Origin of the sequence: Streptomyces sp. NPDC053048, assembly GCF_044547045.1 — a bacterium.
In the GTDB taxonomy this organism is placed as follows: Bacteria; Actinomycetota; Actinomycetes; order Streptomycetales; family Streptomycetaceae; genus Streptomyces.
In genome coordinates this window covers 253,158-279,147 of record NZ_JBITZS010000006.1, presented here as the reverse complement: position 1 = coordinate 279,147, position 25,990 = coordinate 253,158, and the positions used below count along the sequence as shown (strand labels likewise).

General features: G+C 71.7%; 19 protein-coding genes. 8 read left to right on the top strand and 11 right to left on the bottom strand.

Annotated features, from left to right (window positions below; genetic code table 11):
- Positions 1-19: 19 nt before the first annotated feature.
- Positions 20-1,276 (top strand): hypothetical protein, encoded by a 1,257-nt coding sequence (locus ACIG36_RS17875; RefSeq protein ID WP_399928274.1) that lies wholly within the window; start codon positions 20-22, stop codon positions 1,274-1,276.
- Positions 1,277-1,467: 191 nt separating this feature from the next.
- Here ACIG36_RS17875 and ACIG36_RS17870 read toward each other — a convergent pair whose 3' ends face one another.
- From ACIG36_RS17870 to ACIG36_RS17860, 3 genes are all read right to left on the bottom strand, one after another.
- A complete protein-coding gene (locus tag ACIG36_RS17870) occupies positions 1,468-1,671 on the bottom strand; it encodes a DUF397 domain-containing protein (protein ID WP_399928271.1) in 204 nt (67 codons plus the stop codon).
- A 206-nt stretch (positions 1,672-1,877) separates the two neighbouring features.
- On the bottom strand, positions 1,878-2,759 hold the full coding sequence (locus ACIG36_RS17865) for a helix-turn-helix domain-containing protein (protein WP_399928933.1): 882 nt from the start codon (positions 2,757-2,759) through the stop codon (positions 1,878-1,880).
- Between the two features lie 336 nt (positions 2,760-3,095).
- Positions 3,096-3,875, bottom strand: a complete 780-nt coding sequence (locus ACIG36_RS17860) for a GPP34 family phosphoprotein (RefSeq protein ID WP_399928268.1) — start codon at positions 3,873-3,875, stop codon at positions 3,096-3,098.
- Positions 3,876-4,275: 400 nt separating this feature from the next.
- Here ACIG36_RS17860 and ACIG36_RS17855 point away from each other — a divergent pair, with 400 nt between their 5' ends.
- From ACIG36_RS17855 to ACIG36_RS17840, 4 genes are all read left to right on the top strand, one after another.
- Positions 4,276-6,747 carry a D-alanyl-D-alanine carboxypeptidase gene (locus ACIG36_RS17855; protein ID WP_399928266.1) on the top strand — a complete coding sequence of 824 codons (2,472 nt, stop codon included), beginning with the start codon at positions 4,276-4,278 and terminating at the stop codon, positions 6,745-6,747.
- Positions 6,748-6,892: 145 nt separating this feature from the next.
- Positions 6,893-8,830 carry an MFS transporter gene (locus tag ACIG36_RS17850; RefSeq protein ID WP_399928263.1) on the top strand — a complete coding sequence of 646 codons (1,938 nt, stop codon included), beginning with the start codon at positions 6,893-6,895 and terminating at the stop codon, positions 8,828-8,830.
- Between the two features lie 268 nt (positions 8,831-9,098).
- Entirely contained in the window at positions 9,099-9,707 is a 609-nt protein-coding gene (locus ACIG36_RS17845) for a hypothetical protein (protein WP_399928260.1), read from the top strand.
- Between the two features lie 225 nt (positions 9,708-9,932).
- The gene (locus ACIG36_RS17840) at positions 9,933-10,553 is read left to right on the top strand and encodes a class F sortase (RefSeq protein WP_399928930.1); all 621 of its coding nucleotides are present in this window, start codon (positions 9,933-9,935) and stop codon (positions 10,551-10,553) included.
- Positions 10,554-10,562: 9 nt separating this feature from the next.
- On the opposite strand, the gene recQ is transcribed toward ACIG36_RS17840, so the two are convergent.
- The 7 genes from recQ to ACIG36_RS17805 form a co-directional block, all read right to left on the bottom strand.
- Entirely contained in the window at positions 10,563-12,677 is a 2,115-nt protein-coding gene (gene recQ, locus ACIG36_RS17835) for a DNA helicase RecQ (protein ID WP_399928258.1), read from the bottom strand.
- Positions 12,678-12,784: 107 nt separating this feature from the next.
- Positions 12,785-14,827 carry a restriction endonuclease gene (locus tag ACIG36_RS17830; RefSeq protein WP_399928255.1) on the bottom strand — a complete coding sequence of 681 codons (2,043 nt, stop codon included), beginning with the start codon at positions 14,825-14,827 and terminating at the stop codon, positions 12,785-12,787.
- Positions 14,828-14,970: 143 nt separating this feature from the next.
- Positions 14,971-15,672: a tpaF gene (locus tag ACIG36_RS17825; protein WP_399928252.1), complete on the bottom strand. Its 702-nt coding sequence runs from the start codon at positions 15,670-15,672 to the stop codon at positions 14,971-14,973.
- Positions 15,669-17,297, bottom strand: coding sequence for a nitroreductase family protein (locus ACIG36_RS17820; protein ID WP_399928250.1), 1,629 nt, complete (start codon positions 17,295-17,297; stop codon positions 15,669-15,671). Before ACIG36_RS17820 ends, ACIG36_RS17825 begins: the two co-directional genes overlap by 4 nt.
- Before the next feature lie 14 nt (positions 17,298-17,311).
- On the bottom strand, positions 17,312-17,929 hold the full coding sequence (locus ACIG36_RS17815; protein ID WP_399928247.1) for a TOMM precursor leader peptide-binding protein: 618 nt from the start codon (positions 17,927-17,929) through the stop codon (positions 17,312-17,314).
- A gap of 23 nt (positions 17,930-17,952) precedes the next feature.
- Positions 17,953-19,299, bottom strand: coding sequence for a YcaO-like family protein (locus tag ACIG36_RS17810; RefSeq protein WP_399928245.1), 1,347 nt, complete (start codon positions 19,297-19,299; stop codon positions 17,953-17,955).
- Between the two features lie 46 nt (positions 19,300-19,345).
- Entirely contained in the window at positions 19,346-20,422 is a 1,077-nt protein-coding gene (locus ACIG36_RS17805; RefSeq protein WP_399928242.1) for a hypothetical protein, read from the bottom strand.
- Between the two features lie 189 nt (positions 20,423-20,611).
- Between ACIG36_RS17805 and ACIG36_RS17800 the strand changes: the two genes are divergently transcribed.
- From ACIG36_RS17800 to ACIG36_RS17790, 3 genes are all read left to right on the top strand, one after another.
- Positions 20,612-20,755: a thiocillin/thiostrepton family thiazolyl peptide gene (locus ACIG36_RS17800; protein ID WP_399928239.1), complete on the top strand. Its 144-nt coding sequence runs from the start codon at positions 20,612-20,614 to the stop codon at positions 20,753-20,755.
- A gap of 216 nt (positions 20,756-20,971) precedes the next feature.
- Positions 20,972-23,626: a lantibiotic dehydratase gene (locus tag ACIG36_RS17795; protein WP_399928236.1), complete on the top strand. Its 2,655-nt coding sequence runs from the start codon at positions 20,972-20,974 to the stop codon at positions 23,624-23,626.
- A gap of 31 nt (positions 23,627-23,657) precedes the next feature.
- The gene (locus ACIG36_RS17790; RefSeq protein WP_399928233.1) at positions 23,658-24,566 is read left to right on the top strand and encodes a lantibiotic dehydratase C-terminal domain-containing protein; all 909 of its coding nucleotides are present in this window, start codon (positions 23,658-23,660) and stop codon (positions 24,564-24,566) included.
- Between the two features lie 46 nt (positions 24,567-24,612).
- On the opposite strand, the gene ACIG36_RS17785 is transcribed toward ACIG36_RS17790, so the two are convergent.
- Complete coding sequence (locus tag ACIG36_RS17785; RefSeq protein ID WP_399928230.1) at positions 24,613-25,815, bottom strand: cytochrome P450; 1,203 nt, start codon at positions 25,813-25,815, stop codon at positions 24,613-24,615.
- Between the last annotated feature and the right edge of the window lie 175 nt (positions 25,816-25,990).

Here is a 25,990-nt window from a genome sequence, read left to right as displayed (position 1 = left end):
CGCACGTAGGGTGTCCCGCATGTCTTGGCCCCAGAACCCTCAGCAGCCGCACCAGCCCGAGCAGCCGCAGAACCCGCCGCCGGGCGGCTTCGGCCCGCCACCCACCTGGGGCCCGGACGGCGACGGTCACGCGCAGCCGACCATGATCGCTCAGCCTGCCGTGCCCGCCCCGCCGCCGCCCACCATGATTTCCGAGCCCGCCGTCCCGGGCCCGCCGCCCCCGCCGCCGGGCCCGGCGCAGTCCGGCGCGGTCCCGCCGCCTCCGCCCCCGCCGCCCGCACCGGGCCCGGTGCCCGGCCAGGCGGCCCACCCGGCCCCCGGCGCGGTCCCGGTGCCCGGCCCCTCCCCGTACGGCGGCCCGGGAATGGTGCCGCCGCCCGGTGCGCATCAGGCTCCGGCTCCGATGCCGCCGTACGGCGCGGCCCCCGGCGGGCCCGCGCCCCAGCCGCCGAAGAGCAACAAGACGCTGCTCGCCGTCATCGGAGGCGTCGTGGCGCTGGCCGTCATCGGCGGCGGCGCGGTGTTCTTCCTCACCGGCGACGACGGTGACGAGAAGACCAGCGAGGCCAAGAACCCGTCCCAGGCCTCCGGCGCGCCCGAAAAGCCCGGCCGGCAGCCCGGCAAGCCGGGCGAGGGCGACAACGGCAGCGCCGCCCCGGCGGCACCCGGCGCCTCCCAGCCGATGGTCGCCGGCTGGCAGACGCAGGTCCGCGAGGAGCACTTCTACCAGTACGACGTGCCCGGCAAGGACGACAAGTGGAAGGTCTTCCCCACCGGCACGGCCGTCTCCTACACCGAGAACGGCAAGCCCGTCGTCGTCATGACCGGCACCGCCAACTTCCGTGAGGGCGGCTGCGCCTCGAACGCCAACCCCGACTCGATCGGCGAGGCGGGCAAGGGCCAGCTCGCCACCGTCGGCACCACGGGCGGCGGCAAGGACGGCGACCTCAAGACGAACGCCCGCAACTGGGCGGGCAACTGGGGCTTCATGGCCTACGGCGGCAAGACCAACAAGCCGAAGATCGAGATCACCGACGAGAAGGCCTGGACGAAGAACGGCCTCGAGGGCTGGACCGCCACCGCCAAGGTCACGGTCAACAACCGCGCGAGCACCTGCGTGCCGCCCACCGCGATCGTCAAGAGCATCGCCCAGAAGATGCCCGACGGCACCTTCCACGGCTGGGTCATCTACGCCGACCAGGGCGTCCCGGACGCCCTGTCCACCGAGCAGATCGACAAGATCATGGGCACGGTCCGCCCGTACAAGAAGGGCTGAGCGCGAGCGGGTCCGTTCGGTCGGCCGGCGTCGACCGAACGGGCTAAGCGCCGCGCCCGCCACTCGTTGACGGAAGCGGCGGGCGGACATGACCGAGCCCTCTCGGCCGGGACGGCGTGCCAGGCGAGAGGGCTCTGTGCGGCAGGGTCGGTACGGCGATCGCAGCGCTGTGCCGGAAGTTCCGCGGTCGGTCAGAGAGCGTGCGATCCGTCGTTGACGATCGCCACGAACGCGGACCAGTTCTCGGGGGTGAAGGCCAGGGCCGGACCCTGCGGGGCCTTCGAGTCACGAACCGCGATGGAACGCTGCACAGGGGACGCGACCTCGACGCAGTCGCCGTTGGCCAGCGAGTACGAGGACTTCCGCCACGTGGTCTTTCCCTGCTGAATCGCCATGAGTTACTCCGATGCCTATGAGTGCAGCTGTGTGCTGATGAGCCCTGATCCCGGTGGATCAGACCGCCGGTTTCCCGAGGTGCGATCGACGTTACGCGCCAACATCACCTGATGAACGGGCTCTTCACTCGACCGGATGGCATATTCCATTCACCCCTTCCGCGCCGGGCTGCGGGCGGTGTACGGTGCGCCGCCTCGCCGCCCGGTCAGCCGACCTGGTCGGAGCGGGGCGGCTCCTCCCAGTCCGTGGCCACCTGGAGGATGAACCGCCGGGAGTCCTCCGCGTTGAGCGCCTGCATTCGCAAATGCTCATACATCACGCTGTACGCCTGGACGTCATTCGGCTTCTCCAGGTAGAGATCGCTGGTGATCCCTTCCAGATACACCGTGCTGGCGTCCTGCGGGTCATGGAATTCAAGGATCGAGAATTTTCCGTACATGCCCGGGTGCGCGCCCACCGAATAGGGGAGCACCTGCACGGTGATGTGCGGCTGGAGGCTGAACTCCACCAGGTGTTCCATCTGTTCGCGCATGATGGCCCTGCTGCCGACGATCCGGCGCAGCGCCGACTCGTCGATCACCGCCCACAGCCGCAACGGGTTCTCCGGGTCAGTGATGCGCTCCTGACGACGCATCCGCACCTGTACACGCCTCTCGACATCCGCTGCCGTCGCCTCCGGCCACGATCCCTCGGTCACGGCGCTGGCGTAATTCGGCGTCTGCAGCAGGCCGGGAACGAGCGAGGCCTCGTACACGCGCAAGGACGCGGCGTCGGTTTCCAGACCGATATAGACGCTGTAGGGAATATCGCCGAAGGCGTGCCACCAGCCCTGCTGGCGTGACTCCTTGGCCATCTGCATCAGGGAATCCACAATGCGGTGGTCCTCGACCCCGTACACGCTGCACAGGTCGCGGACGTCGCGCTGGCTGATGCTGCGGCGGCCGTTCTCCAGACGGCTGATCTTCGACTGCGAGACCAGTAGCCGCTCGGCCACCTCCTCGGCCGTCATGCCCTTGAGCTCACGGAGCTTGCGCAGCTCCTGCCCCAATCGGCGCCGCCTTACGGTGGGGTTGACACTGGACGCCACGGGACGCACCTCCGGCTCCGTCATGCTGCTGTCTCCTGCTCCGCAGCCTGCCACCACTGGCCGGGGCGGCGCTGGAAAATGCTTACACCAAGTCCGCTTGTGATAACCGGCACTTGGGTGCGCGTGACGTAGGTACACCTACGCAAGGGCGCGCGGACAGGCGCGCGGGGCGGCGGGACCGTACCGTCCGGATGTGGACGGGCGGGCCCGCCGCCCCGCGCGCTGTCGCGGCTTCCGAACCGGGTCACGGTAGGCCGGTGCGGTCGGTGGAGCGGTCGGGTGGTACGGAGGAACACTGCGTGGTCCGACGGCCGGCTCAGCGGCTGGCGAACCGTTTCACGAGACGCCCGCGCGAGCCATGACGCCACGGTGCGGCGCCTGCTGCGCGGCGGCCACCGCGGCCGCCTCGGACGGGGGCCGCACTGCCGTGCCCCTGCGTCCCGGACCGCCGCCGTTGCCTCCGGCCGCCGCCGGAGCCCGCCGCGGCTGTGCCGCGACGCCGTTCTGCACGTCCATCACGGCGTGCGCCACCAGCCCGCCCATCGGGTCGTGCCGGATCAGGTCCCGCAGCCGGGAACGCGAGGAGCGTCCCTCGTTCCCCGGGTAGAGGTGCTTGCCGAGACCGACCGCGTGGGCCAGCGCGGCGAGCGCCGCGGTCCGCGGGTCCGGCGGCACGCCGGTGCGGATCGCGTTGTCCAGCCGGGTCCTGATCTCCCGGCTGATGGCCGTGTCCGTCGCCTGGTAGCGAGTCGTCGGCAGCACCCCGCACATCTGGCCCGCCACGGCATGCACCATGCCGCACCGCTCCAGGTGGGTGAGATACGTCTGACGCAGCCCCAGCCGGGGCCCGCCGATCCAGTGGACGGCCCGCACCGGGCTGCCGCGGCGGCGCAGCAACTCGAGCGCGGTGTCCAGGGTCGGATCTCCTGTCGGCCGTGGGTGGACCACGGCGATACGATCCCCGTCTGGGGCTATCCGTCCGGCCAGAGCCAGCTCCACGAGCTGTGCTCCGGCGAGACCGAGGTCGAGCGACTGCGGCTGCGCCGTGGTACCCGTGGCCGGGTCCAGGGCGAGCAGCAGAAGCTCCTCCGGAATTGTTCTGCGGCTCCTGCCCATCCATGCCTCCCCGCGTGGATGAGTGACAGGGTGACCCCTCTCACATTGGTCTGTCGAGAGCGCGTGGTGGCTTCGGGTGGGAACCGGTAGGTATGTCGTCTCGTCTTGCACGTGGGTGAAGCCCGACGATGTCCTCTGACGTACGGTGCGCTGCAACGCGACGGTGGCAGAGGACACTGGTACACGTTGAGAGGTTCGGGGAGCGGGGCGACCAGTCGCCCCGCCTCGGCGTATGGCGCGGGAATTCGAGGAGGCATCGGTGGCGGGCGAGTCCCCCGACAAGTCGGAGCAGCGGAAGTCGTCGGGGGAGACGACTGGCACGACTGGCAGCGAACGCGATCCGAGGCTCGGAGTCATCCGGGAATCGGGGTCTTCAGCGGGCTCTTCATCGGGCTCTTCGGTGAAGACGGCGGTCGCGTCGTCCCCGGCTCCTTCCGGCAAGCCGGCCCCGGCCGTGCCGGAGTCCTCGGACGATTCCGCGGAACGCGCGGACGCGGCCGCCACGGCCGCCGCCGACGCGGGTGACGGCAACGATGCGGATGCAAAGCCGGATGCCTCCGGCGGGGCCAAGGCCTCCGGTGCCCCCGGTGGCGATGCCCGGCTGAAGGCTGCCGTCGCGGCCTGGGTGGCCGGCGCCGACGACGAGGAGGAAGAGGGTACGGAGCCGGGCGCGTCCGAGGACGCAGGCGAGGGCGACAAGCCTGCCGGCAAGCCCGCCGAGAAGCCCGCTGCCGACCAGCCGACCGCGGTGTTCCGCACCCGTCCGGCGAGCGGCGACGGCGACGACGCCGAGCCCGCCGAGAAGCCTGCCGGCAAGCCCGCCGAGAAGCCTGCCGCCGACCAGCCGACCGCGGTGTTCCGCACCCGTCCGGCGAAGAGCGGCGGCGACGACGACGCCGAGCCGGCCGAGAAGCCTGCTGCCGATCAGCCCACCGCTGTCTTCAAGACCGTGCGCCCCAAGGGCGGGGAAGACGACGCCGAGTCGAAGCCCGAGAGCAAGCCCTCGGGCGACCGGCCGACCGCCGTCCTCCGCACGATGCCGCCGAAGACCGACGGCAAGGCCGCCGACAGCAAGGCCGCCAAGGGCAAGTCTTCTGACGACAAGCCCGCTGACGGCAAGCCCGCTGACGACGAGCCGGTCGACCAGCCCACCGCCGTCTTCCGGACCGTCCCCGCGAAGGACGGCAAGAAGGACGACAAGGCCGGCCAGGACGACAAGTCCGCCGCCAAGCCCGCCGCCGACAAGGCGAAGTCCGACGACCAGCCGACCGAGCTGCTCAAGGCCCCCACCCCCCTCCCGACGCCCGGCACGGACCGCAAGAGCCAGTTCGTACCGCTCAAGAAGGACGACGAAGCGCCCGCCAAGGGCGGGGCCGCCAAGCCCGCGGCGGCCAAGTCCGCCCCCGCGAAGCCTGCGGCCGCGAAGCCGGAGCCCGCCAAGGCGGCGCCCGGCAAGCCTGCCATCCCGGTGTCCGTCGCCCCGCCGGCCGAGGCAGGGCGGACGCAGGTCCCGGGCGTGCCGCAGCCGCCGCAGGGCACGCAGGCGCCCCAGCAGCCGCAGGCGCCGCTGGACCTGCTGGCTCAGCTGACCAACACTCCGCCGCCGCCGGAGACGCCCACCCGCACGATCATGCGCCGGGTGAAGATCTGGACGCCGCTGGTGGCCCTGCTCGGGATCGTCTTCGTGATCGTCCAGGCGTTCCGGCCGCTGCCGGACGCCGAGCTCGCGCTGGGCGCGAAGAAGGGCTTCGCCTTCGAGGGCGACAAGCCCTCCTTCGCCTGGCCCGAGGAGGGCCAGTCCGCGGCGAAGGTCGTGGGCGCGGGCGAGGTGGGCACGTCGGGTGCGCAGAAGCCCGTGCCGACCGCGAGCGTCGCGAAGGTGATGACCGCCTGGGTGATCCTCAAGAACCACCCGCTCAAGGTGGGCGAGCAGGGCGAGATGATCACCATGGACCCGCAGTCCGAGAAGGAGGCGGGCGCCGAGGACGAGTCGCGCGTGAACGTGAAGGCGGGGCAGAAGTTCTCGGAGTACGACATGCTCCGCATGCTGCTGATCCCGTCCGGCAACAACATCGCCCGTCAGCTGGCCCGCTGGGACTCCGGTTCCGAGGAGGCGTTCGTCAAGAAGATGAACGACGCCGCCAAGGAGCTCGGCATGACCAACACCGTCTACACCGACCCGAGCGGTCTGCAGGCGTCGACCAAGAGCACCGCCTCCGACCAGGTCAAGCTCGCCGAGGTGGCGATCAAGAACAAGGTCATCCGGGACATCACCCAGCAGCCCAACGCCGACATCCCGATCGACGGCGGCGCCGGCGGCACGCTGCACATCAACAACAACAACGACACGCTGCTCGTGAAGCGCACCGGCGTCCTCGGCCTCAAGACCGGCTCCAGCGGTCCGGCCGGCGGCGCGCTGATGTGGGCGGCCCGGCGGACGATCGGCGACAAGGAGTTCCTGATCGTCGGCGCCACCATGGACCAGCACTTCAAGGGCCTGGACCCCAACGCCGAGAACAGCCTGCTGATGGTCAAGAACAAGAGCTACGCGCAGATCACGGCCATCCAGAAGGCGCTGAACACCACCACCGTCGTCAAGAAGGGCGACGTCGTCGGCTACGTGGACGACGGCCTCGACGGCCGGACGCCGGTCGTGACCACCAAGGACGTCACGGCCGTCGGCTGGGCCGGCTTCACCACGAAGTTCTCGCTGAGCGACGCGGGGCGCAAGATCCCGCACTCGGCGAAGGCCGGGACCGAGGTCGGCGAGCTGACCGTGGGCAGCGGCGCGGACGCGGTCAAGGTGCCGGTGGTGCTCAAGACGGCTCTGGCCGAGCCGTCCTTCGGCTCGAAGCTGACGCGCCTGGGCTGACGCGCCCAGGTCCGCACACCGCCGCGGGAAGCCGCGGCGGTGTGCGGAAGGGCGTGTTAGCGTCGCGAGGGTTTGTCCGCCTCGGCCCGAACATGGGCGAAGATGGGGGAGTAGGACCTCGGGGGAAAGACGGGGAGAAGCCGCAGTGACCACCGTGGGGCCGGCGCGTGCCGGCAGGCCGGGAGAGCCGGACAGCGAGAACACCGGCGACGGCGCCACCACCGGAACGGATGCCGGACCGGACACCGGAACGGATCCGGCCGGGTCACCCGGCCCGTCCGGCGTCTCCGGAAGCAGGGCTTCCGGATGGCGGCGGCCCTCCTGGGCGGTCGTGCCGGGCCACCGGCGCGACGGCGGGCGCCACGTCCTGACCCGGACCGTCCCCTTCACCCTCCTCGTGGCCGCGGTGCTGCACCTGCTGTGGGTGCTGGTCTTCGCGAACAGCGGCGGCGACCTGGCCGCGCAGGACGCGTGGGCGGAGTTCGCGCTGCAGCACCCGGAGTCCGCGTACAACCTCGCCTGGTACGGCGGGATGCACCCCGTCTCGTACAGCGTGATCTCGCCCTATCTGATGGCCCAGCTGGGCGTGCGCACCACGATGATGATCGCGGGCACGGTCTCGGCCGGGCTGATCGCGCTGCTGCTGGTGCGCAGCCGGGCCGTGCGCCGGCCGCTGTGGCCGGCGATGTACGGGGCGTTCGCGCTGCTGTGCAACGCGATCTCGGGCCGGGTGACCTTCGGGCTGGGCATGATGTTCGGCCTGGCCGCCGTGGCGACGATCTTCGCGTGGCCGGCGAGTTGGCGTGCCGACGGCCGGTACCGGTGGGGACGGGCCGCGCTGGCGGGGCTGACGGCCGGGCTGGCGACGGCGTCGAGCCCGGTGGCCGGCCTGTTCGTGGGCGTCGTGGCCGCCGCGCTGTGGCTGAGCAGGCGGCGCCCCGCCGCGTACGCGCTGGGGATCACCCCGGTGCTGGTGGTGGCGCTGTCGGCGTGGCTGTTCCCGTTCTCCGGGCAGCAGCCGATGTCGTTCGCCTCGTCTGTCCTGCCTCTCCTGGCCGGCGTCTTCGGGCTGGTGTTCACGCCCTCCTCGTGGCGGACGGTGCGGATCGCCTCCGCGCTGTACGTGCTGGGCGTGCTGCTGGTCTGGCTGATCCCCTCGCAGATCGGCACCAACATCTCGCGGCTGGGCATGATCTTCGGCGGGGTGGTGCTGGTCGCCGCCCTGACCGGGACGAAGGTCCCGCCGCGTGCCGAGCTGCTGAGGCGCGGCCGGGTGTGGACCGCGACCGTCCTGGCCATACTGACCTGCACCGTCTGGCAGAGCGTCAACTCCATAAGCGACATCATCCACACCACCCCCGCCGCCTCCTGGGCCCGCGAGCTGGCCCCCCTGGTGGACCGCCTGCAGCGGGTGGACGCCTCCCGCGGCCGGGTCGAGGTCGTCCCCGCGCGCAGCCACCGCGAGGCGTCGGCGCTGGCCCCGTACGTCAACCTGGCCCGCGGCTGGAACCGGCAGGCGGACCTCAAGCGCAACCCCCTCTTCTACGAGGACGGCCTGCTCACCCCCGACAGCTACCGCGACTGGCTGGACCGCTGGGCCGTGCACTACGTGGTGCTGCCCACGGACGAGCCGGACAACGCCGGGGTCGACGAGGCCAAGCTGGTCGCCCAGGGGCAGCCGTACCTGCGCGAGGTGTGGGCGGACGAGAACTGGCGGCTGTACGAGGTCAAGGACCCCACCCCGCTCGCCGACCCGCCGGCGACGGTGGAGCGGGTGGAGTCCAACGAGATCACGATCACCATGCGGTCCGCGGGTGTGGCCCGGGTCCGCATCCCGTACTCGCCGTGGCTGGCGCTGGTGGACGAGGACGGCAGGGCCCTCCAGCCGCCGAAGGCCGGCCCGCGCGGCGAGCCGGCGGTCAACGTGCACGGCTGCCTGGCCAAGCAGGTGCAGCCGGCCAAGGCGGACGAACCGGAGGACGACTGGACGCTGCTGCGCGCTCCGCGCGCGGGCACGTACCGGATCGCGTCCCCCTACAAGCTGCCGCGCGGCACGGGCTGCCCGGACGACCTGGCGCCGTAGTCGACGGCGGGCCGCCGACGCGAACGGGTGACCGGGAGTAGTCCCGTCGTCACCCGTTCGCCGTCTTCCGGCAGGTCCGTCCGGACGAGCTCGCGGCACCCGGGATGACCTGCCCATACGCCACTGCTCCGGGCCGTCGGGGGCCGCGGATGGGGACGTCCGCCGGGTGCGGCGGCCGGCGATCGCGGTTTCGCTCGGCATGAGGAGCGCGGAATCCCGACTCCGCTGCGGCACATCGGCGTGCCGCGTCCGCGCTCACGGAGGAAGCATGCGTACTGCACGAGTGCTCGCCGGGACCGCCCTCGCCATAACCGCGCTGGGGCTCTCGAGTGCCCCGGCGTTCGCCGACGCCGAGGGCGACACCTACGGAAAGCTGGACATGAGCCCCGGCAGCGTACGGCCGGGAGCGACGGTCACGGTGAACACCACGTCCTGCGCCGGCGGCCGCGGCACGGCCGACGCCAGCGCCGTCGGCGGCCCGTCCTCCTTCGAGCTCAGGCCAGGCACTCACAAGGAGGTCGTCGTGGGCCAGTTCAAGGTGCCCGACTCCGCCCGGCCCGGAACGTACGGCATCGGCGCCAAGTGCGACGACGGCAAGGAGGCCACCGGCGACCTGGTGGTCACCGCCGGCGCCGGGGGCGGCTCCACCTCGCCGTCCGCCGTGCCGAGCATGCCGGCCTCCAAGCCGGCGTCCAAGCCCGCGTCCGTGCCCGCGTCGCCCGCCTCGCCCCCGATGGGCGGCATGAAGACCGGCGCCGGTGGCACGAGCGCGAGCTCGGGCACGGTCGAGATCGTGGCGGGCGCGGCCGTACTGGCCACCGCGGCGGTCGCCGGCACCTGGTTCCTGCGCCGCCGTGGCGGCGGCAGCCGGGTCTGACCGAGGGCACTTCCGGTGCCGGCCGGTCCGCACCTCGGTCCCCGGACGCGCGCACGTCGTCCGGGGGCCGGGGACGGTCCGCCGGGGCTCCACCCGCCGGGGCTCCAGGGGAGCGCGTTCCTGCGGGGCGGCGCGCCCGGGGTGCGGGAACGTCCCGACGACCGTCTCGAGCGCGAGGCCCGCCGCAAGACCGTGCTCGCCGCCGTCCTCGCGGCCGCGCTGCTGATGGGCAGCTGGCTCATCGAACACGGCGCCAAGGACCAGGCGCCGCCCCCGCAGCCCTCCAAGGCCGAGGCGTTCCCCGAGCCGGGCGAACCCCTGCTCGGCCCCCGCCGCGCCGAACGGGCCGTCCCCCCGCTGCCGCCCTCGATGCCCACGCGCGTGTGGATCCCCGCCATCCGGGTCGACGCGCCGCTGACGCCGCTCGCCCTGCTGCCGGACCGCAGCCTGGCCAGCCCGCCGGAGAACGACGCCAACCTCGCCGGCTGGTACGCGGCGGGCGCCACGCCCGGCGCGGCCGGCACCGCCGTCGTCGCCGGGCACGTCGACACCGAGAGCGGGCCGGCGGTCTTCTACAACCTCGGCGCCCTGAAGAAGGCCGACACCGTCGAGGTGGCGCGCGAGGACGGCCGCACGGCCGTCTTCACGATCGACGCCATCGAGGTCTACGACCGGGAGCGCTTCCCCTCGGAGAAGGTGTACGGCGCCTCCTCCGGGCGGGCCGAGCTCCGGGTGATCACCTGCGGTGGCGGCTTCTCCGAGGAGGACGACGCCTACCTGGGCAACGTGGTGGTCTACGCCCACCTCACCGGCGTACGGCTGACGCCTCAGGTGACGGAGGGCTGACCGACCGGGTCAGCCCTCGTCGTCCCAGGGCGGCGGCTCCTCGTCACCCCAGTAGGGCTCCTCCTGCGGCCACGGCGGCTCGTCCGCCGCGGCGCGCGGGACGGGGGCCTGCTGCCGGGATCCGTCCCGGGGCGCCGGGATCGCGGGCGCGGGGGACGCGGCGTGGGCGGGAGCGGCGGCGGGAGCGGGCTTCGCCTGCGCCACCCGCGGCTCCTGCGGCGCCCCCGGCCCCTGCGGCTCGCTCGTCGGACCGGCGTCGCCGCCGCCCTGCCCCGCGAGCACGTCCAGAATCTGCTGCCCGTACTTGACCAGCTTGTTCTCGCCGACGCCGTTGACCGAGGACAGCACGTCGAGGGAGCTCGGCAGGACCGTGGCGATCTCGCGCAGCGTCGCGTCGTGGAAGATCACATACGCGGGCACGCCCTGCTCCCGCGCCGTCGCCGCACGCCAGGCGCGCAGCTCCTCGAAGACCGGCACCGCCGACTCCGGCAGATCGACGGGGGCGCGCTTGCCCGAGCCCGAGCCCGTGCCCGACGCCTTCGCGGACCGGGCCGCGCGGGCCGGCTTCTTCGGCTCGCGGCGCAACGGCACCCGGCGCCGCGAGCCCAGCACCTCGCCGCTGGCGTCGGTGAGTACGAGGGTGCCGTACTCGCCCTCCACCGCCAGCAGCCCCTGGGCCAGCAACTGCCGCACCACGCCACGCCATTCGGCGACGGACAGCTCGGTGCCGATGCCGAAGACGGACAGGGCGTCGTGGTCGAACTGGATGACCTTCGCGCTCTTCTTGCCCAGCAGGATGTCGATGATGTGGCCCGCGCCGAACTTCTGCCGCCGCTCCCGGGCCAGCCGGAAGACGGCCGACAGGAACTTCTGGGCGGCGACCGTGCCGTCCCAGGTCTCCGGCGGGGTCAGGCACGTGTCGCAGTTGCCGCAGGCGTTGCTCGGCTGGCCGAAGTAGTCCAGCAGCCGCACCCGCCGGCACTCGACGGTCTCGCACAGGGCGAGCATGGCGTCCAGGTGCGTGGCCAGGCGGCGGCGGTGCGCGTCGTCGCCCTCCGAGCCGTCGATCATCTTCCGCTGCTGGACGACGTCCTGGAGCCCGTACGCCAGCCAGGCCGTCGACGGCTGGCCGTCGCGCCCGGCGCGGCCGGTCTCCTGGTAGTAGCCCTCGACGGACTTGGGCAGGTCGAGGTGGGCCACGAAGCGGACGTCCGGCTTGTCGATGCCCATGCCGAACGCAATCGTCGCGACCATGACGATGCCGTCCTCGCGCAGGAAGCGCGACTGGTTGGCGGCGCGCGTACGCGCGTCGAGGCCCGCGTGGTACGGCAGCGCCTCGATCCCGTGCTGCGCCAGGAACGCGGCCGTGTCCTCGACGCCCTTGCGGGAGAGGCAGTAGACGACGCCCGCGTCGCCGGCGTGCTCGGTGCGCAGCAGCTCCAGCAGCTGCTTCTTCGGGTCGTTCTTGGGTGCGATGCGGTACTGGATGTTGGGCCGGTCGAAGCTGGAGACGAAGTGCCGGGCCTCGCGCAGGTTCAGCCGGGTCGCGATCTCCGCGCGCGTGGCCTCGGTGGCCGTCGCGGTCAGGGCGATGCGCGGCACGTCCGGCCAGCGCTCGTGCAGCGAGGACAGGGCGAGGTAGTCGGGCCGGAAGTCGTGGCCCCACTGGGCGACGCAGTGCGCCTCGTCGATGGCGAAGAGGGAGATCTTGCCCCGGTCGAGCAGCCGCAGCGTGGCCTCCACGCGCAGCCGCTCGGGCGCGAGGTACAGAAGATCCAACTCGCCGGCGAGGAACTCGGCCTCCACCATGCGGCGTTCGTCGAGGTCCTGCGTGGAGTTGAGGAAGCCGGCCCGCACGCCGAGCGCGCGCAGCGCGTCGACCTGGTCCTGCATGAGGGCGATCAGCGGCGACACCACGACGCCGACACCCGGCCGGACGAGGGCCGGGATCTGGTAGCACAGCGACTTGCCGCCGCCGGTCGGCATCAGGACGAGCGCGTCACCGCCGGCGACGACATGATCGATGATCTCTTCCTGGTCGCCGCGGAAGGCGTCGTAACCGAAGACGCGCCGCAGTTGGCCCAGGGCGTCGCCGGCGTCGCTGATCGTTGTGGGGTCGGCCATTGCAGAAGTCTACGAGCCGCCGCCGACAAAGGCCGGTGGATCAAGGAATCGGGCGGTGGTTCGGGAGGCTTCGCCACGGGCGATGCCGGGCGGACGTCGGGCGACCGTCAGGCGACGTCTATCCCGTACTCCCGCACCAGCGCCTCGAGCCCGCCCGCGTACCCCTTGCCGCCGATCACGAAGTCCCAGTCGCCGCTCGCCCGCCGGCGGAAGGAGCCCAGCACCAGGGCCGTCTCGCCGGGCCGCCCGTCGGAGACCTCAAGTTGGCCGAGCTCGGCGCCGGAGGCGTCCGCGAGGCGGATGCGGGCGTCGGTGAACTGCGCGAGATCCGCTTCCGGATCGACCGCCGGGTCTATGGCCGCCACCAGCACCAGCCGGTCGGCGGCGGCCGGCAGCGCCTCGAAGGCGACCCGTATCGCGGCCTTGTCGGCGAGCGTGGGCTCCGCCGTGCGCACGGAGCCGTCGGGGGTGCGCGGGTTGTTGTAGAAGACGAAGTGATCGTCGCTGAGGACGCGCGTGCCGTCGCAGACCAGGGCGCACACGTCGAGGGCGACGCCGCCGGACCAGGACATGCCGAGCAGGTTGTGGCCGTCGGGCCCGTCCTGGCCGCCGGACGGCTCCGGGCGGGCGGTGCCGCCGCCCAGCCGGCCGCGCAGCCCGTGCTGCGCCAGCAGCTCGACCAGCTCCTCGCCGGAGATCAGCGTCAGCGGCTTGCCGTTGGCGAAGGCGTACGAGCCGGGGCCGAACCCGGACGTCGTCACCAGCACTCCCTTGTTGGCTCCGGCGCCCTGCACCGTCCCGTACAGGTCGCGCACGGCGGTCGGCGGCACGGTGCGGCGGTAGCGCTTGACCTGCACGATGATCCGGCCGCCGCTGATCGGGTCCGGGTCCAGGGCCTCGACGTCCACGCCGCCGTCGTTGGAGCGCCGGGTCGTCACCGCGCGCATGCCCCGGGCCCGGAACAGCTCGGCGACCAGCCCCTCGAACTCCACCGGGTCCATCTCGAAGAGGTCCGGCTCGTCGCCGTCCCCGTGCGAGACGACGCCGCGCCCGCCCACCTCGTCCGGCAGCCGCCCCGGGCGCACGGCCGTGAGCTGGTCGGGGCGGGCGGACAACTGCCCGCCGAGCCCGTCCGTCAGGCACTCGACCGCGCTGACCTGTTCCAGGCGCAGCTGCGCGAAGACGCCGCGCGGGGCGGTGACGGAGGCGAGGAAGATCTGCGCGGGCCTGCCGGTGGCCGGGTCGTTGCCGTCGGCGAACCCGTTGAGGGCGACGGACTCCAGCGCCCCGAACTCGTCGGCCGCGAACAGCTCGTGCACCGCCAGCAGCACGCACTGCGCCAGTACGTCCCGGTAGAGGGCCCGCCGCTGGGTGACCGGCCGGGGCACCTCCTTCTGCTCGTCGGCGTTGATCATGTACCGCACCGACTTGGTCTCCGGGACGATGCCGAAGCCCGGCAGCTCCCAGTTCAGCACCAGCTGCCGGGCGGCCGGGTCGTAGGCCGCGGCGATCCGGTGCGGGAAGTCCTCGGGCCAGGCGCCGGAGGCGTACAGCGCGGCGGAGAAGTACTCCACCACCGCCTCCGGATCACCCTCCCGCAGGGCGCCCAGCATCTCCCCGAGGCCGGCGTTGTACTCGCGCGTCCGCGCGAGGGTGTCCGCCGCCCACTGGTCGTACTGCTGCCGGTAGGCGGCCAGCTGCCGCAGCCGCTCGGCCTCGGCGGCCTGCGCGGCGTACCAGTCGCTCTCGAACCGCGGCCGGTCGCGGTAGTACCGGTGGTCGTAGGGGTCGGGCATGGGCACGGGCTGCCCGAGGTGACCGGGGTCGAACGGCTCCAGCCGCTCGGAGCGCGCCAGCGCGGCCGACGTGAACGCCGGCGCCCGGCAGCCGGCGGCCAGCAGCCCCTCCAGCACCGCGACGCGCGCCTCCAGCTCCTCGGTCAGCCCCCGCGCCTCGGCCTCCCGCCCGGCCCGGTAAGCGCGCTGCCGCTCCCGGTCCTGCCGCGCCAAGTCCCGTTCGTACGCCCGCTGTTGCCGCTCGGTCTCCCGCTGGTCGCGCACCGCGGCCCGGTGCAGGGCCTCCCGCTGCCGCTGCTGCTGCCGTTGGGCCTCTGCCCAGATGCCCATCAGCCCACTGGAGCGGCGGCTCATGGATACGTCCCTTCCCCCAACGCGTGCGGTCCTCCGTCGACCTTAGTGGTTTGTACGACAAAACGATCACCGCATCACAGATCTCCCCCAACGGGAGGAGCCCCTCCGCGATCACGCGGAGGGGCTCGCCGGGGTGCGTCCGGTCAGCTCGCCGGGGGGTGGGCGTAGGTGGTGGCCAGGAGGGGATGACGGGTCGCTCCGTCGCCCTGCACCAGGTGGCGCACGGACGACGGGATGAGCCCGCCGAAGATCGTGCCGACGAGACCCAGTGCCTGGCACCGGAGGTGGATGTCGTAGGTCGCCATCGCGGCTCGCGTCGCACTGACCCGGTAGCCGTGGGAACCCGCCCAGCTGTCCGCCCGGTCCAGGTCGGCGTAGATCGCGACGATGCCCGCGGCGGTGGAGAACTCGCGCTGCACGCCCAGGTGATCGGCCGGGCCGAGCTCGTCGAGCCCGGCCAGGTAGGAGGTCTCCTCGGCGGTCACCCGGTAGACGCCGGGCTCGGCACCCTCGCTGCGGAACGCGAAGACGAAGGCCTCCAGCGCGCCCGCCTCGGTGTCGAGACCCCAGTCGTCGCGGTCCCGGCCCAGCACCTCGCGCAGCAGCGAGAGGATCACGTCGGTGCGTACCGGCTGCTGCCCGTAGTGCAGCGAGGAGCGCCGGCGCTGGAGCATGTCCCGCAGGTCGTGGACCGGTCGCAGGTCCTCGGCCGACGGGGCCGGGCCGACGGGCACGGCCTTCGCGAACGGCACCGGCCGGCGCTCCGCGGCCAGGCCGTCCGACGTGCCGGCGCGGGAGGAGAGGCCCTCCAGCACGGTCATCATGGTGTCCAGGTCGCTTCTCATGCCGTACCTCCCAGGGTCGCGACGGCGACGACGGGTTCGTCGGTCGGTGACACGTCGAGAATCCGGGCCAACGCGTCGTCGTCCCAGTCCGATGCCGCCACGAAGCCCACGCCCAGGTGCCGCGCGACCTCCCGGGCACCGGCCAGGTTGCAGCCGGCGTCCAGGAAGGCCAGCCGGAAGCCGAACGTGCCGTACTTGGTCATGACCTTCTTGAGATCGCCGGTGACGACGATCTCGCACGGTGCGTCACCCGGGGGCACCGTGCTCGAGAGGGCCGCGAGCGTGTGGCTGCCCTGGGCGTACGCGTAGACGCCCGGCGGCAGCAGACGCTCGTCGCGCACGATCACGTAAGCCGTGGTGCACCCGATGTTCCCCGCCGCCGCGGTCCAGCGCTTGACGCGTTCCGGGGTGCTCTCGTCGTCCTTGATCCCGAAGGCGATCTTCAGCACCAGTGCGAGGGAGTCCAGGGTGAGCGGGACGTCGCCGCGGGACGGATCGTGCCGCTCGCTCCCGGCGAGGACGGAGAGATCGGGGGCGGGAAGCGGCGTGTGCGGGCGGCTCGGCCAGTCCTTGAACTGCGACTGCAGGCGCAGGTTGGACGTGTAGTAGTGCGCCTGGTGGCCCTTCGGGGCGAGGAATGCACGCGGCGGCATCGCGACCGAGGCCTCGTAGACGGCGCCGGCCGGTGCCTGCGCCGCGACCGGCCCCCGCGCGGAGGAGCACCGCGGGCACCCCGGACGGGTGACCGCCGGGAGGTGGGTCGTGGCGAGGGTCGCGAGGTCGATCATGTTGGAGTCGATCGGCAGGTATGTGATCGTGGCCTGCGCGAGCAACGCGGTGACGTGGTGCGCGGCCAGGCCGGCGACCAGGTCGTGCAGGTGCTCGGCCGGCTCGCCGGACGCATCCGCCTCGCCGTGGCGGCCGCAGTCCAGGCACGGCGTGATCGAGGGGTCGACGTAGGGGCCGACGACGACCGTCCCGGCGTCGGCACGCACCCTCAGCAGCGGATGCCCGGCCTGCCGGCACCGTTCCTCGACGGCGGCGAGCAGCGGCGCCGACGAGGCCGTTTCGAAGAACACGGTGAGCTCGTCCCCGGGTCCGGACGGACCGGGCGGGTCCGTGACCACCTGGCACACGCCCCGCAGCGCCCGCCCGGCCGAGGCGACGAGGGCGGGGTCGCCCTCGAGGCGCACCGGCCGCCGTGCCAGCCGCGCCGCCGCGTCCGCCCAGGACGGGTTCGCCCCGGTGGAGTTGCCCAGCCGGGAGAGGAAGACGGCCAGTTCGGGATCGACCGGCGGTTCCTCCCCGGAGGGCGCCTCCTCGATCGCCCCGGCCGTCCACAGCAGGGCCAGGCACTTGTAGACGACCGCCTCGGCGAGCCCGAGTTCGAGCGCCAGCGCCGCGTGATCGCGGGTGCCGTCGCACGCCTCGGCCAGCGGCACCAGGCTTTCGCGCGCGAACGCGCCGGAGAACGCCTGCCCCCGGTCCGCGCCGTCGAGGACGACGGAGTCGCCGGCGCGGCGCAGCCTCACCCCGCGTCGCAGGACGGGCCGGACCGGCACCGTCAGCTGCATGTCCGTCCGCGCGGCCCGACCGATCTGCTCGGCCTTCATTTCGGCAACCATGACCAACTCCCCCTTTACCGCAGCAGTTCCGGAACGGGCATCGCACTGGCCGCACGTGCCTCCGTGAACCGGTCCCCGCACCGCGGGCACAGGTTCACCGACACCGTCGCCGCGGCCTGGACGGCTCCCGCGACGAGGTTGAAGGTGCGCACGGTGCCCCCGATGCCCGTGACGCCCGCGGCGATCTCGGTCAGGGCGAGCTCCAGGAGCCCGGAGGCGACGGCCACGTGCTGGGGGCCGAACCCCTCGGGCAGGCCGGACAGGGCCGCGTCGATGTCGTACTGGCGGGCACTGCCCGCGTGCTGTGCGGCGCGCTTCCGGTAGCAGGAGTAGCACGCCGTCCTGCCCGGGACCACCACGGGACCGCAGACGATCCTGGTCGGCTGCAGATGGAGCCCGACGGACGGTATGCCCCGCTCCGCGCAGATCCGGTCGACCTCGTCGCGGAGCTCCGGGTCGCCGCCGGAGTGCACGGGGACGACGACGTCCGCGTGCGGTACCGCGCCGTCGCGGAAGTCCTCGAAGGACACCTGCCGCTCCGGAGGGACACCGCGGTGCTCCATGAGTCTGTGGCCGAAGGTGTCACCGACGATGTAGAGGCACTGTGGGCGCGAATCGTGCGGCATGCTCATGCTGCTCTTCTCCTTCTTCGCGCTCACGCGAACGGCTGGTGCTCGGGGTTGATCGCGTCCTCGGGGTGGCTCGGGTGCCCCATCGCACGGGGCGCCTCGTACAGGCGCGGTGTGCCGAGGTACCGCTCGCCGTGCACGAACGACACGGGCAGCGCCTCGGGCACGAGCACCTTCACCGCCCGCATGCCGACCTGACGCGCCTCGTCCGTGGTGATGTCGGCGACGAGCACCTCGGCGCCGCGCTCCGCGAGCCGGGAGACCGCGGTGTCCAGCGGGTCCGCCCCGTCCGGCAGGCCGGGCATGCCGTCGATGCCGTGCGTCGGGCGCTCGCCCTCCAGAAGGAAGTCGAACAGGCCGCGCCGGGCGGGCGCCGCGTTGTGGACGGCGCCCCCGACCACGCTCACCTTGCCCGGGTCGGGTTCGCGCCCGGCGTAGGCCGCCACGTATCCGCGCAACGCCACCCGCAGGGAGGACAGTTCGCGGTAGATCTTGCCCAGCGCCCGCTCCGGCTCGATGTCGCACGTTGCGGCGACGACCTGGGCGAGCGTGGGATCGGCGTCGGCGAGCTGCACGGCGTAGATCACCGGGATGCCGAAGTCCGTCGTCGCGTCGAACAGCCTCACCCGCAGGTCCGTCGAGGTGCCGACCCGGTGGAGTTCCCGGGTGACGGCGCCGAGCCGCTCCGGGTCCACGACCAGCTCGGGCAGCCGCAGCCGCTGGAGCCACACCAGCGCGATGGCGTCGCGCTCGACGACCTCCAGCAACCCGTTGAGCACGGCGGCACGCACGTCGGAGTGGACCGCGGCGCCCGTGGAGATGCCACGGGTGAACCGTTCGGACGCCGACTCGTAGGGCATGTGCAGATACACGGAGATGGCCGGCACGAGGACCGGCACCTGCCGGGTGAGCGACCAGGCGCGCACCCAGCGGATCGGGACCGACGGGTCGTACTCGGTCAGGTTGGCGTCGTCCCGTGCCAGCTCCGTGGGCGAGCACTTGGGCCACCGCGACGGGGAGATGTACTCCTCGTCGAGGTCGTTCTCGGCGGCGACCACCATCTTGTCGTCGTTCCACGCGCACGTGGAGTACCGCTCGAGCGCCTCCGCGATGGAGAGCAGCTTGGCACGTTCGGGCGTGAGCCCTGTGCCCGCACCGTCGGAGTTGCCCGTGTCCTCGTCGTGGGCCCACGAACGGAGGTTGGGCAGGGCGCGGGACGGGACACCGAGGTAGGCCAGCTGGACCGCGAAGGACGGTTCGCCCTCGCGCACCGGCAGCGGGGCCGTGCGGGAGACCAGCCCGTACGGCGACACGAGCTCCTCGAGGCCGCGCAGCTCGGCCGAGATGTGCTCATCGGGCCTGCTCAGATTCATGTGGCTCTTCTTCCTGCAGGTCGTGTGGTCCCGTGTGCGTGCCGCGTCACCCGACGGCCGGCGAGGAGACCGCCGCCATGCTCTTGGCCAGGGCGTCGAGGTCGTCCTGGAGCTCCTGCACGGACTTGCCGGCGACCTCTTCGCCGGCCCGTGCGACGACGTAGCAGAAGACGTATCTCTCCGCCAGGCTGAAGCCGAGGGAGTACAGGCAGCTGTACAGCAGGCTGGTCTGCAGCCGGAAGGCCAGGAAATCGGCGTCGCGGTGCATGAGGCGTTCCAGCTCGGCGCTCGGTGGTGTATGGAAGCGCGTGGGCTCGACCGGACCGCCCTGCTCGCGTTCGAGATCCTCGAGTGTTCTCCCGGCGTCGACGACGACTCCGTTCAGGAAGTCGTCCGCCAGGGAAGCGGAACCGGAGACTATCAAGTCCGTCCATTGCCGGACCGCTCTGTCGTCCGTCGTTTCGGCGTCCGGATCCCCGCATGCCGTAATGAATTCACGCGTGGCCGGCCCGACCTGTTCATAGAATCGGGCGCAGGCGGCTTCGAAGGATTCCGGATCCTTGCTCCGCGCGAAAATGGCCTCGAAATGCGATCGATAACTCAGCAGTCGCAGGGACAGTAGTTCACGGAAGTTGTAACCGTCTATGTCCCGCTGTGGAGAACGCAATAGTGTCGCTCTGCTGTGGGCCACCATGAGGCGAATGGCACCGAGGGCCGTCCGTAGTGGATCCCGCTCCTCATTGGTCTGGTCCAGGAATGCGACGAGGGTCGGTGCCGCAGCTTGGAAGAGGCGCTTTGAGGAATCGGAGAATCCGGTTCCGGCGAAGCCCGCGTTCCAGAGCGGGGACGGGGCCGCAGCCTGCGGCATCTCCTCGACCTGCGCCGCACACCCATGCTTCTGCGCGAGTCTGTGCAGGTCAGAGCGGGTGGCGTCCGGGTCCGAGACCCCGTCGACGCTGATCTGGAGGACTTCCGCGCCGGCCCTGCCGTCCCATGTGCGGACGAAGTAGTAGGGGCCGTGGCCGCCTACCCGCTCCCGCGAGAACAGTTCCCGTATAAGAGGCGCGAAGGCTTCGTTGTAATTTGAACCATTGGGCTGCGGGATGGTGACGAGCAAATGCACGGTTGAGCCCCCCCGGGTCCGAGCACGCTCGGACCGGCCGTTCGTGTGTTACTGAGACCGACCGTACCTGGAAGATCAACTTTGTAAACCCCGTGTGTCATGTGATCTACGCCACTCCAAATTCCGCTTGCATTGCATTCCGCCGGATGGCTAAGTTCGAGGCACATCAACGAAAGGGGGTGCTTCAAAATGGAGCAGCAGATCGACCTCAACGTGCTCGAGATCTCGGAGCTGATCGCGGGTGCTGGTGAGAACGACGACCTGGCGCAGGTGATGGCGGCCTCGTGCACGACCACCAGCGTTTCGTCTTCGTCCTCCTCTTCCTCTTCCTGATCCAGGACTAGGAAATAGAAGAGCCACCGTCGAGGTGCACCTCGGCGGTGGCCTTCTGCCTTTCTGGCGCACTTATTCAGTGTTTAACCGCGAACTGACCGGTTCAGTGGAATGACAAGCGGAGTCCGTGCGGCGGGCCCCTTCTCCATGGCCCGGCCCCGACGTCCGCATGCCCTGAACCGGCCCGCGTGACGAAGTTGGGGGATTCCTATGGGTGTGAGTGTCAGTCCGTACGTCGTCTACCGGCGGAGCAGACTCCCACTGGGTGAGCTCGAAGGGATGTCCTTCGCCACCGCCTGGTCGCGCATCGACGAACTGCACGCCCTGCGCGAAGAGATCGGCAAGCGTGCCGCCGGTCTGAGCGACCGCCTCGGCGAAGCCGTGCCCACGCTGGACGACGGCGTCCGCGCCGACCTCATCCGGCTCCGGCGCGATGTGCACAACCTCCGGCACGACCGGGTCGCCGCGCGACTGGAACCGCTCCGTCCGCATCTGGACCCCGAGGTGCTCGCCGAGGTCGAGAGCTGGTGCGCGCTCGGCGAACGCGCCGAGCAGTGCGAGCGCGAGGCGGAACAGGCCCTCGAGAGCGAGAAGTCGCGGGCGACCGAAGGCTTCCGCGCGCTCTTCGAACACGACGCGATGGCCCGGAGCATCCAGCTCTCCGGCGACCAGCTCTACCGTGGCCTGCGCGACTTCGTCACGGGCGACGGCGGGGCCCTCAAGCCGAGCAAGGCCAGGGTGCGCGAGTCGTCCCTCGTCAACTTCGCCTACCGGGCGGCCCTGAAGCCGTCGCCCTTCGGGCGGTTCACGGAGATCGGCGCGTTCCCTCCGGGCGATCCGGAGGCCGCCGCACCCGGCCGGGACCACGGGCCGGACGCCTCGGACGAGTCGGTCACGGTACTGAACCGCCTGCTCGTGAACTGGGTGCTCGCCGCGCTGCCGCGGATCCCGGGCGGCCTGGAGACGGGCCATCTCGTGCTGAACTCGACCCTGCGGGCCGGCGCCGAGGCGATCGAATTCGTCGGTGTCGCTCCCGGATCCCGTGAGGACGGGCAGATCGCCTCCGAGACGGTGCTCCGGATGCGCCGGGAGGCGCTCTTCGACGCGCTGCTCGCGGCGATGCCCGAAGGATCGGCCCCCGCCGCCCCCGTGCTGGGCGCGCTCACCGCCGTCACCGGGAACGACGAGCTGAGCCGGAAGGTTGTCCACGGCCTGATCCGGGCCGGCGTCCTGTTCTTCCGCCCCCGGATCGACGACCACGACCCCGACTACTCCTCGAAGCTCGACGAGACGCTCGCCGCCGGCGGTACGCCGGAGACGGCGGCCCTGCGCGGGCACTTCGCCGAACTCAGGCGCCTGGAGAGCGACTTCGCCGGGGCCACGGCCGAGGGGCGTCAGCGGCTGCTCGACTCGGCGTACCAGGCGATCAGCAGCATCGCCGAACTGTGCAAGGTCTCACCGCCCCCCGCGGACGTCCTGAAGTCCCCGGTCTTCGAGGACACCCCCGCCTCCACGGCGCCCCAGGCATGGAGCCTGCCGACGGTGGAGCGCAGCATCCCCGCCCTGACGGGCCTGTGGCGTCTGGCCTCGATGCTGGACAACGGCCAGGTGAAGCGGCTCGGCCTCTACGCCTTCGCGACCCGGGTGCTCGGGGACCGCCGCACCATGCCCTTCCTGGAGTTCTTCAAGGCGTTCTCGTCGCTGACCGACCTCGAGCAGCTCGACGTGCTCATGGGCCGTGGTGTGGAGGCCGCCGAGACGTACAGGTCGCAGCGGGCCGACGCCCTGCGCACGATCCGGGAGCGCCTCGTGCCCGGCGACGGCACCGTGCACCTGGACCCCGCGGACATCGAGCGGGCCTGCGAGGGCGTGGACGACCTCCGGGACACCGAGTCCGTCACCTTCCGGGCGCAGTTCGCGCGCGACGTGCTGCCGGGCCAGGAGCGGACACTGATCGTCAACGGCCTGCTCACCGGCTACGGCGTCTACTTCTCGCGGTTCGGCTCGTTCATCGGCGGAACCGACGACTGGTCCCTGCGGGCCGCGCAGCGGGAGCACCTGGCCCGCCGGTTCCCCGGCCAGGTCGACCTCAACTCCGTGCTCGGCTTCAACTTCAATCTGCACCCCTCGGTGACCCCGAAGGTCGTGAACTACCCCGGCGCGGTGTCGCTCGGCGCGGACCGGACGGTGTACGGGCCGGCCCGTCTGGAGGTCCGCGCGGACCACGCCACGAGCTCGCTGCGCCTCCATGACCCGCAGGCGCGGGAAGACCTCGACCTCGTGCCCATGAACTTCCTGACCCCGGTCGGGGTACCGCTGCTCTACCGCCTGCTCGAGGCGCTGTCCCCGTCCAACCGCTACAACTGGAAGCCCCTGGACGACATCCGGGACGCCGGCGGGCCCGTCGAGTACACCGGGACGGCGCCCCGCCTGGTCGTGGGCGACGTCGTGGCCGACCGCAGGTCCTGGACCGTGGCCGCCGCCGACATCCCCATGCTCCAGGACCTGAGCCGGGACTCGTACGACGCCCTGGTGGCCTTCGACGCCTGGCGGCTCTCCCGCGGCCTGCCCCGGCACGCCTTCGTGCTGTGCCAGACGGCCGAGGAGCGCGACATCATGGCCGGGCGCGGCCGCAAGGTGACCCGCAAGTGGGCCGACTACGCCCACCTGCGCCGCGCCAGCGTCCACAAGCCGATGTACGTGGACTTCCGGAACCCCTACCTGGTCCGGAGCTGGGCCAAGTCCGCGCTGTCGCGCGGCGACGTGCTCGTGTCGATCCGCGAGTGCCTTCCTTCCGTGGACGACTACGGCCCGCAGACGGGCTGGACCGCAGCAGAGGAGTTCTTCGTTGAGCTTTGCACCGACAAGTAGCCAGCAGGCCGGCACGGGTGAGTGGCGGCCGGTGCACATCCACCTTCCCCACTCGCTGCACACGTCCTTCCTGTGCGACGTGGTCGAGCCCCTGCTCCGGAAGGAGCAGCTCCAGGACCACTTCTTCTTCCTCCGGTACTGGCAGGGAGGGCCCCATCTGCGGTTGCGGATGCTCTGCGGTCCGGGAGCCGGGGACGCGGAGGCGGCCGAGCGGGTCGTTGTGGGTCTCGCCGACGCCATGCCGGAGTTCGGGGCCGTGGCGCGTGAGGAGTACGAGGTCGGGCTGACGCTCCAGGCCGAGCTCGCCCGCCTGGAGCGGGAGGTTCCCAAGGAGGGCCTCCCCCTCGGCACCCTCGACCGGGCGGCCTACGAGCCGGAGTTCCGCAAGTACGGGGGCACGGAAGGGGTGGCGATCGCCGAGACCGTCTTCCGGAAGTCGTCCGTGACGGTCGTCGACCTGCTGCGCGCGCAGTCGGCGCGGGCCGGCGGCGCCGGCAGGGCGCCGATCGGGGAGGCCGCCAGGATCATGGTGATGTTCCTGCACGGGGCGGGCATCGGCCCGGAGGCGGCCACGCGGTTCCTGCTCGAGTACGAGGAGTGGTGGCGGCAGTACGCGCCCGACGAGGCGCGGCGTGCCTGGCCGGAGCTCTACCGCAATGTCTCGGCACAGATCACGAACCTGTGCACCGCGGTCTGGCGTGACGGCGCCACGGACGATGTGTTCCACGACATGAGTGCCGAGGCCACCGACCGCGCCCGTGCCGTGTGCGGTGCGGAGCCGGGCGGCGATGCCGGTGACCTGCGCCTGGACGGCACGCCGTATCTGGGCTGCCTGTCGAACTACGTGCACACCACCAACAACCGCCTCGGGCTGCTTCCCGCCCACGAGGGGCTCGTCGCCTACCTCGTCCGCAGGGGGCTCGAGGATTCGGCCGGGTAGCGGGGCGATGCGCGGTGCCGGACCGGCACCGCGCATCGCGGGTGGCTCACCAGGTCACCGGAAGCCGGTGCAGGCCGTACACCCCCATGCTGTCCTTGAACGGCAGTTCCTCCACCGGGACGGCCAGCTTGAGGCCGGGGATCCTGGCGAAGAGCGTGGTGAAGACGATCTCCAGCTCCAGCTTGGCGAGGTTCTGGCCGATGCACTGGTGGATGCCGTGACCGAAGGCCAGGTGCTGCTTGCCGCCCCGCTCGATGTCCAGTCGCTCCGGGTCGGCGTACACCGCCTCGTCGTGGTTGCCCGAGGCGCTGAGGCCGATGACGCCCTCACCCGCGCGGATCAGCACCCCGCCGATCTCGATGTCCTCCGTCACCACGCGGGAGGTCACCTGGTCGGCGATGCTGAAGTAGCGCAGCAGCTCGTCGACGGCCTGCGGGGCGAGGCCGGGGTCGGCCTGGAGCCTGGCCAGCTGGCCGGGGTTCTCCAGCAGGCCCAGCGTGCCGAGGGAGATCATGTTGGCGGTGGTCTCGTGCCCGCCGACCAGCAGGACGTTCGCCATCCCGACCAGTCCCTGGTGGTCGAGCGTGCCGGTCTCGCGGTTCTTCTCGACGAGCCTGCTGAGCAGGTCGTCGCCGGGGTCCGTGCCCTTGGCGGTGATCAGCTCGGAGAAGTACTGGTGCAGCTCCTGATGCGCCGTGTTCCGCTCCTGGGGGTCGGCGTCGACCGAGACCAGCTTGTTGGTGCGGTCCTGGAAGAACGCGCGGTCGGCGTAGGGCACCCCGAGCAGCTCGCAGGTCACCAGGGACGGCACGGGGAGGGCGAGCGCCTCCACCAGGTCGACCGGCCCCTCGCCGGCGAGCATGGCGGAGATGCGCTCGTCCACGATCTCCTGGATGCGGGGACGCAGCTGGAGCACCCGCTTGACGGTGAACTCCGGGATCACCATCTTGCGTTGGGCGGTGTGCACCGGGGGGTCCATGGCGAGCATCACGGGCCGCATCTGCTCCATGACCTCGGCCGGTATGTCGAAGTGGAGCGGGTACCCGGGGTGGGCCATGTTCGAGCTCACCTGCGGACTGGCGAGCAACTGCCGGATGTGCTCGTGCCGGGTGAGCAGCCAGGCGGTCCGCCCGGACGCCAAGGTGACCTTGCCGACCGGCTGTTCGGCGCGCAGGGAGGCGTACTCCCGCGGCGGGCTGAGCGGGCAGGTTCGCGGGTGGGGGAAGGCGCTGTTCTGGTGGTCCGTCATGATCTGCTCCGCTGATGACTCAAGGGAATAAGCGGTCGCACTCTATCGAGAAAGGCGGTGCATTAACCGGTTGGATTTCGTGGCGTTGGCCACTGCAAGCGGCGCGGAACAAAGGGAATCTGAGACTCCGTCACCCCTTCTTGTTCGCCGTCGTAAGGGGTACGCTAACGGCGTC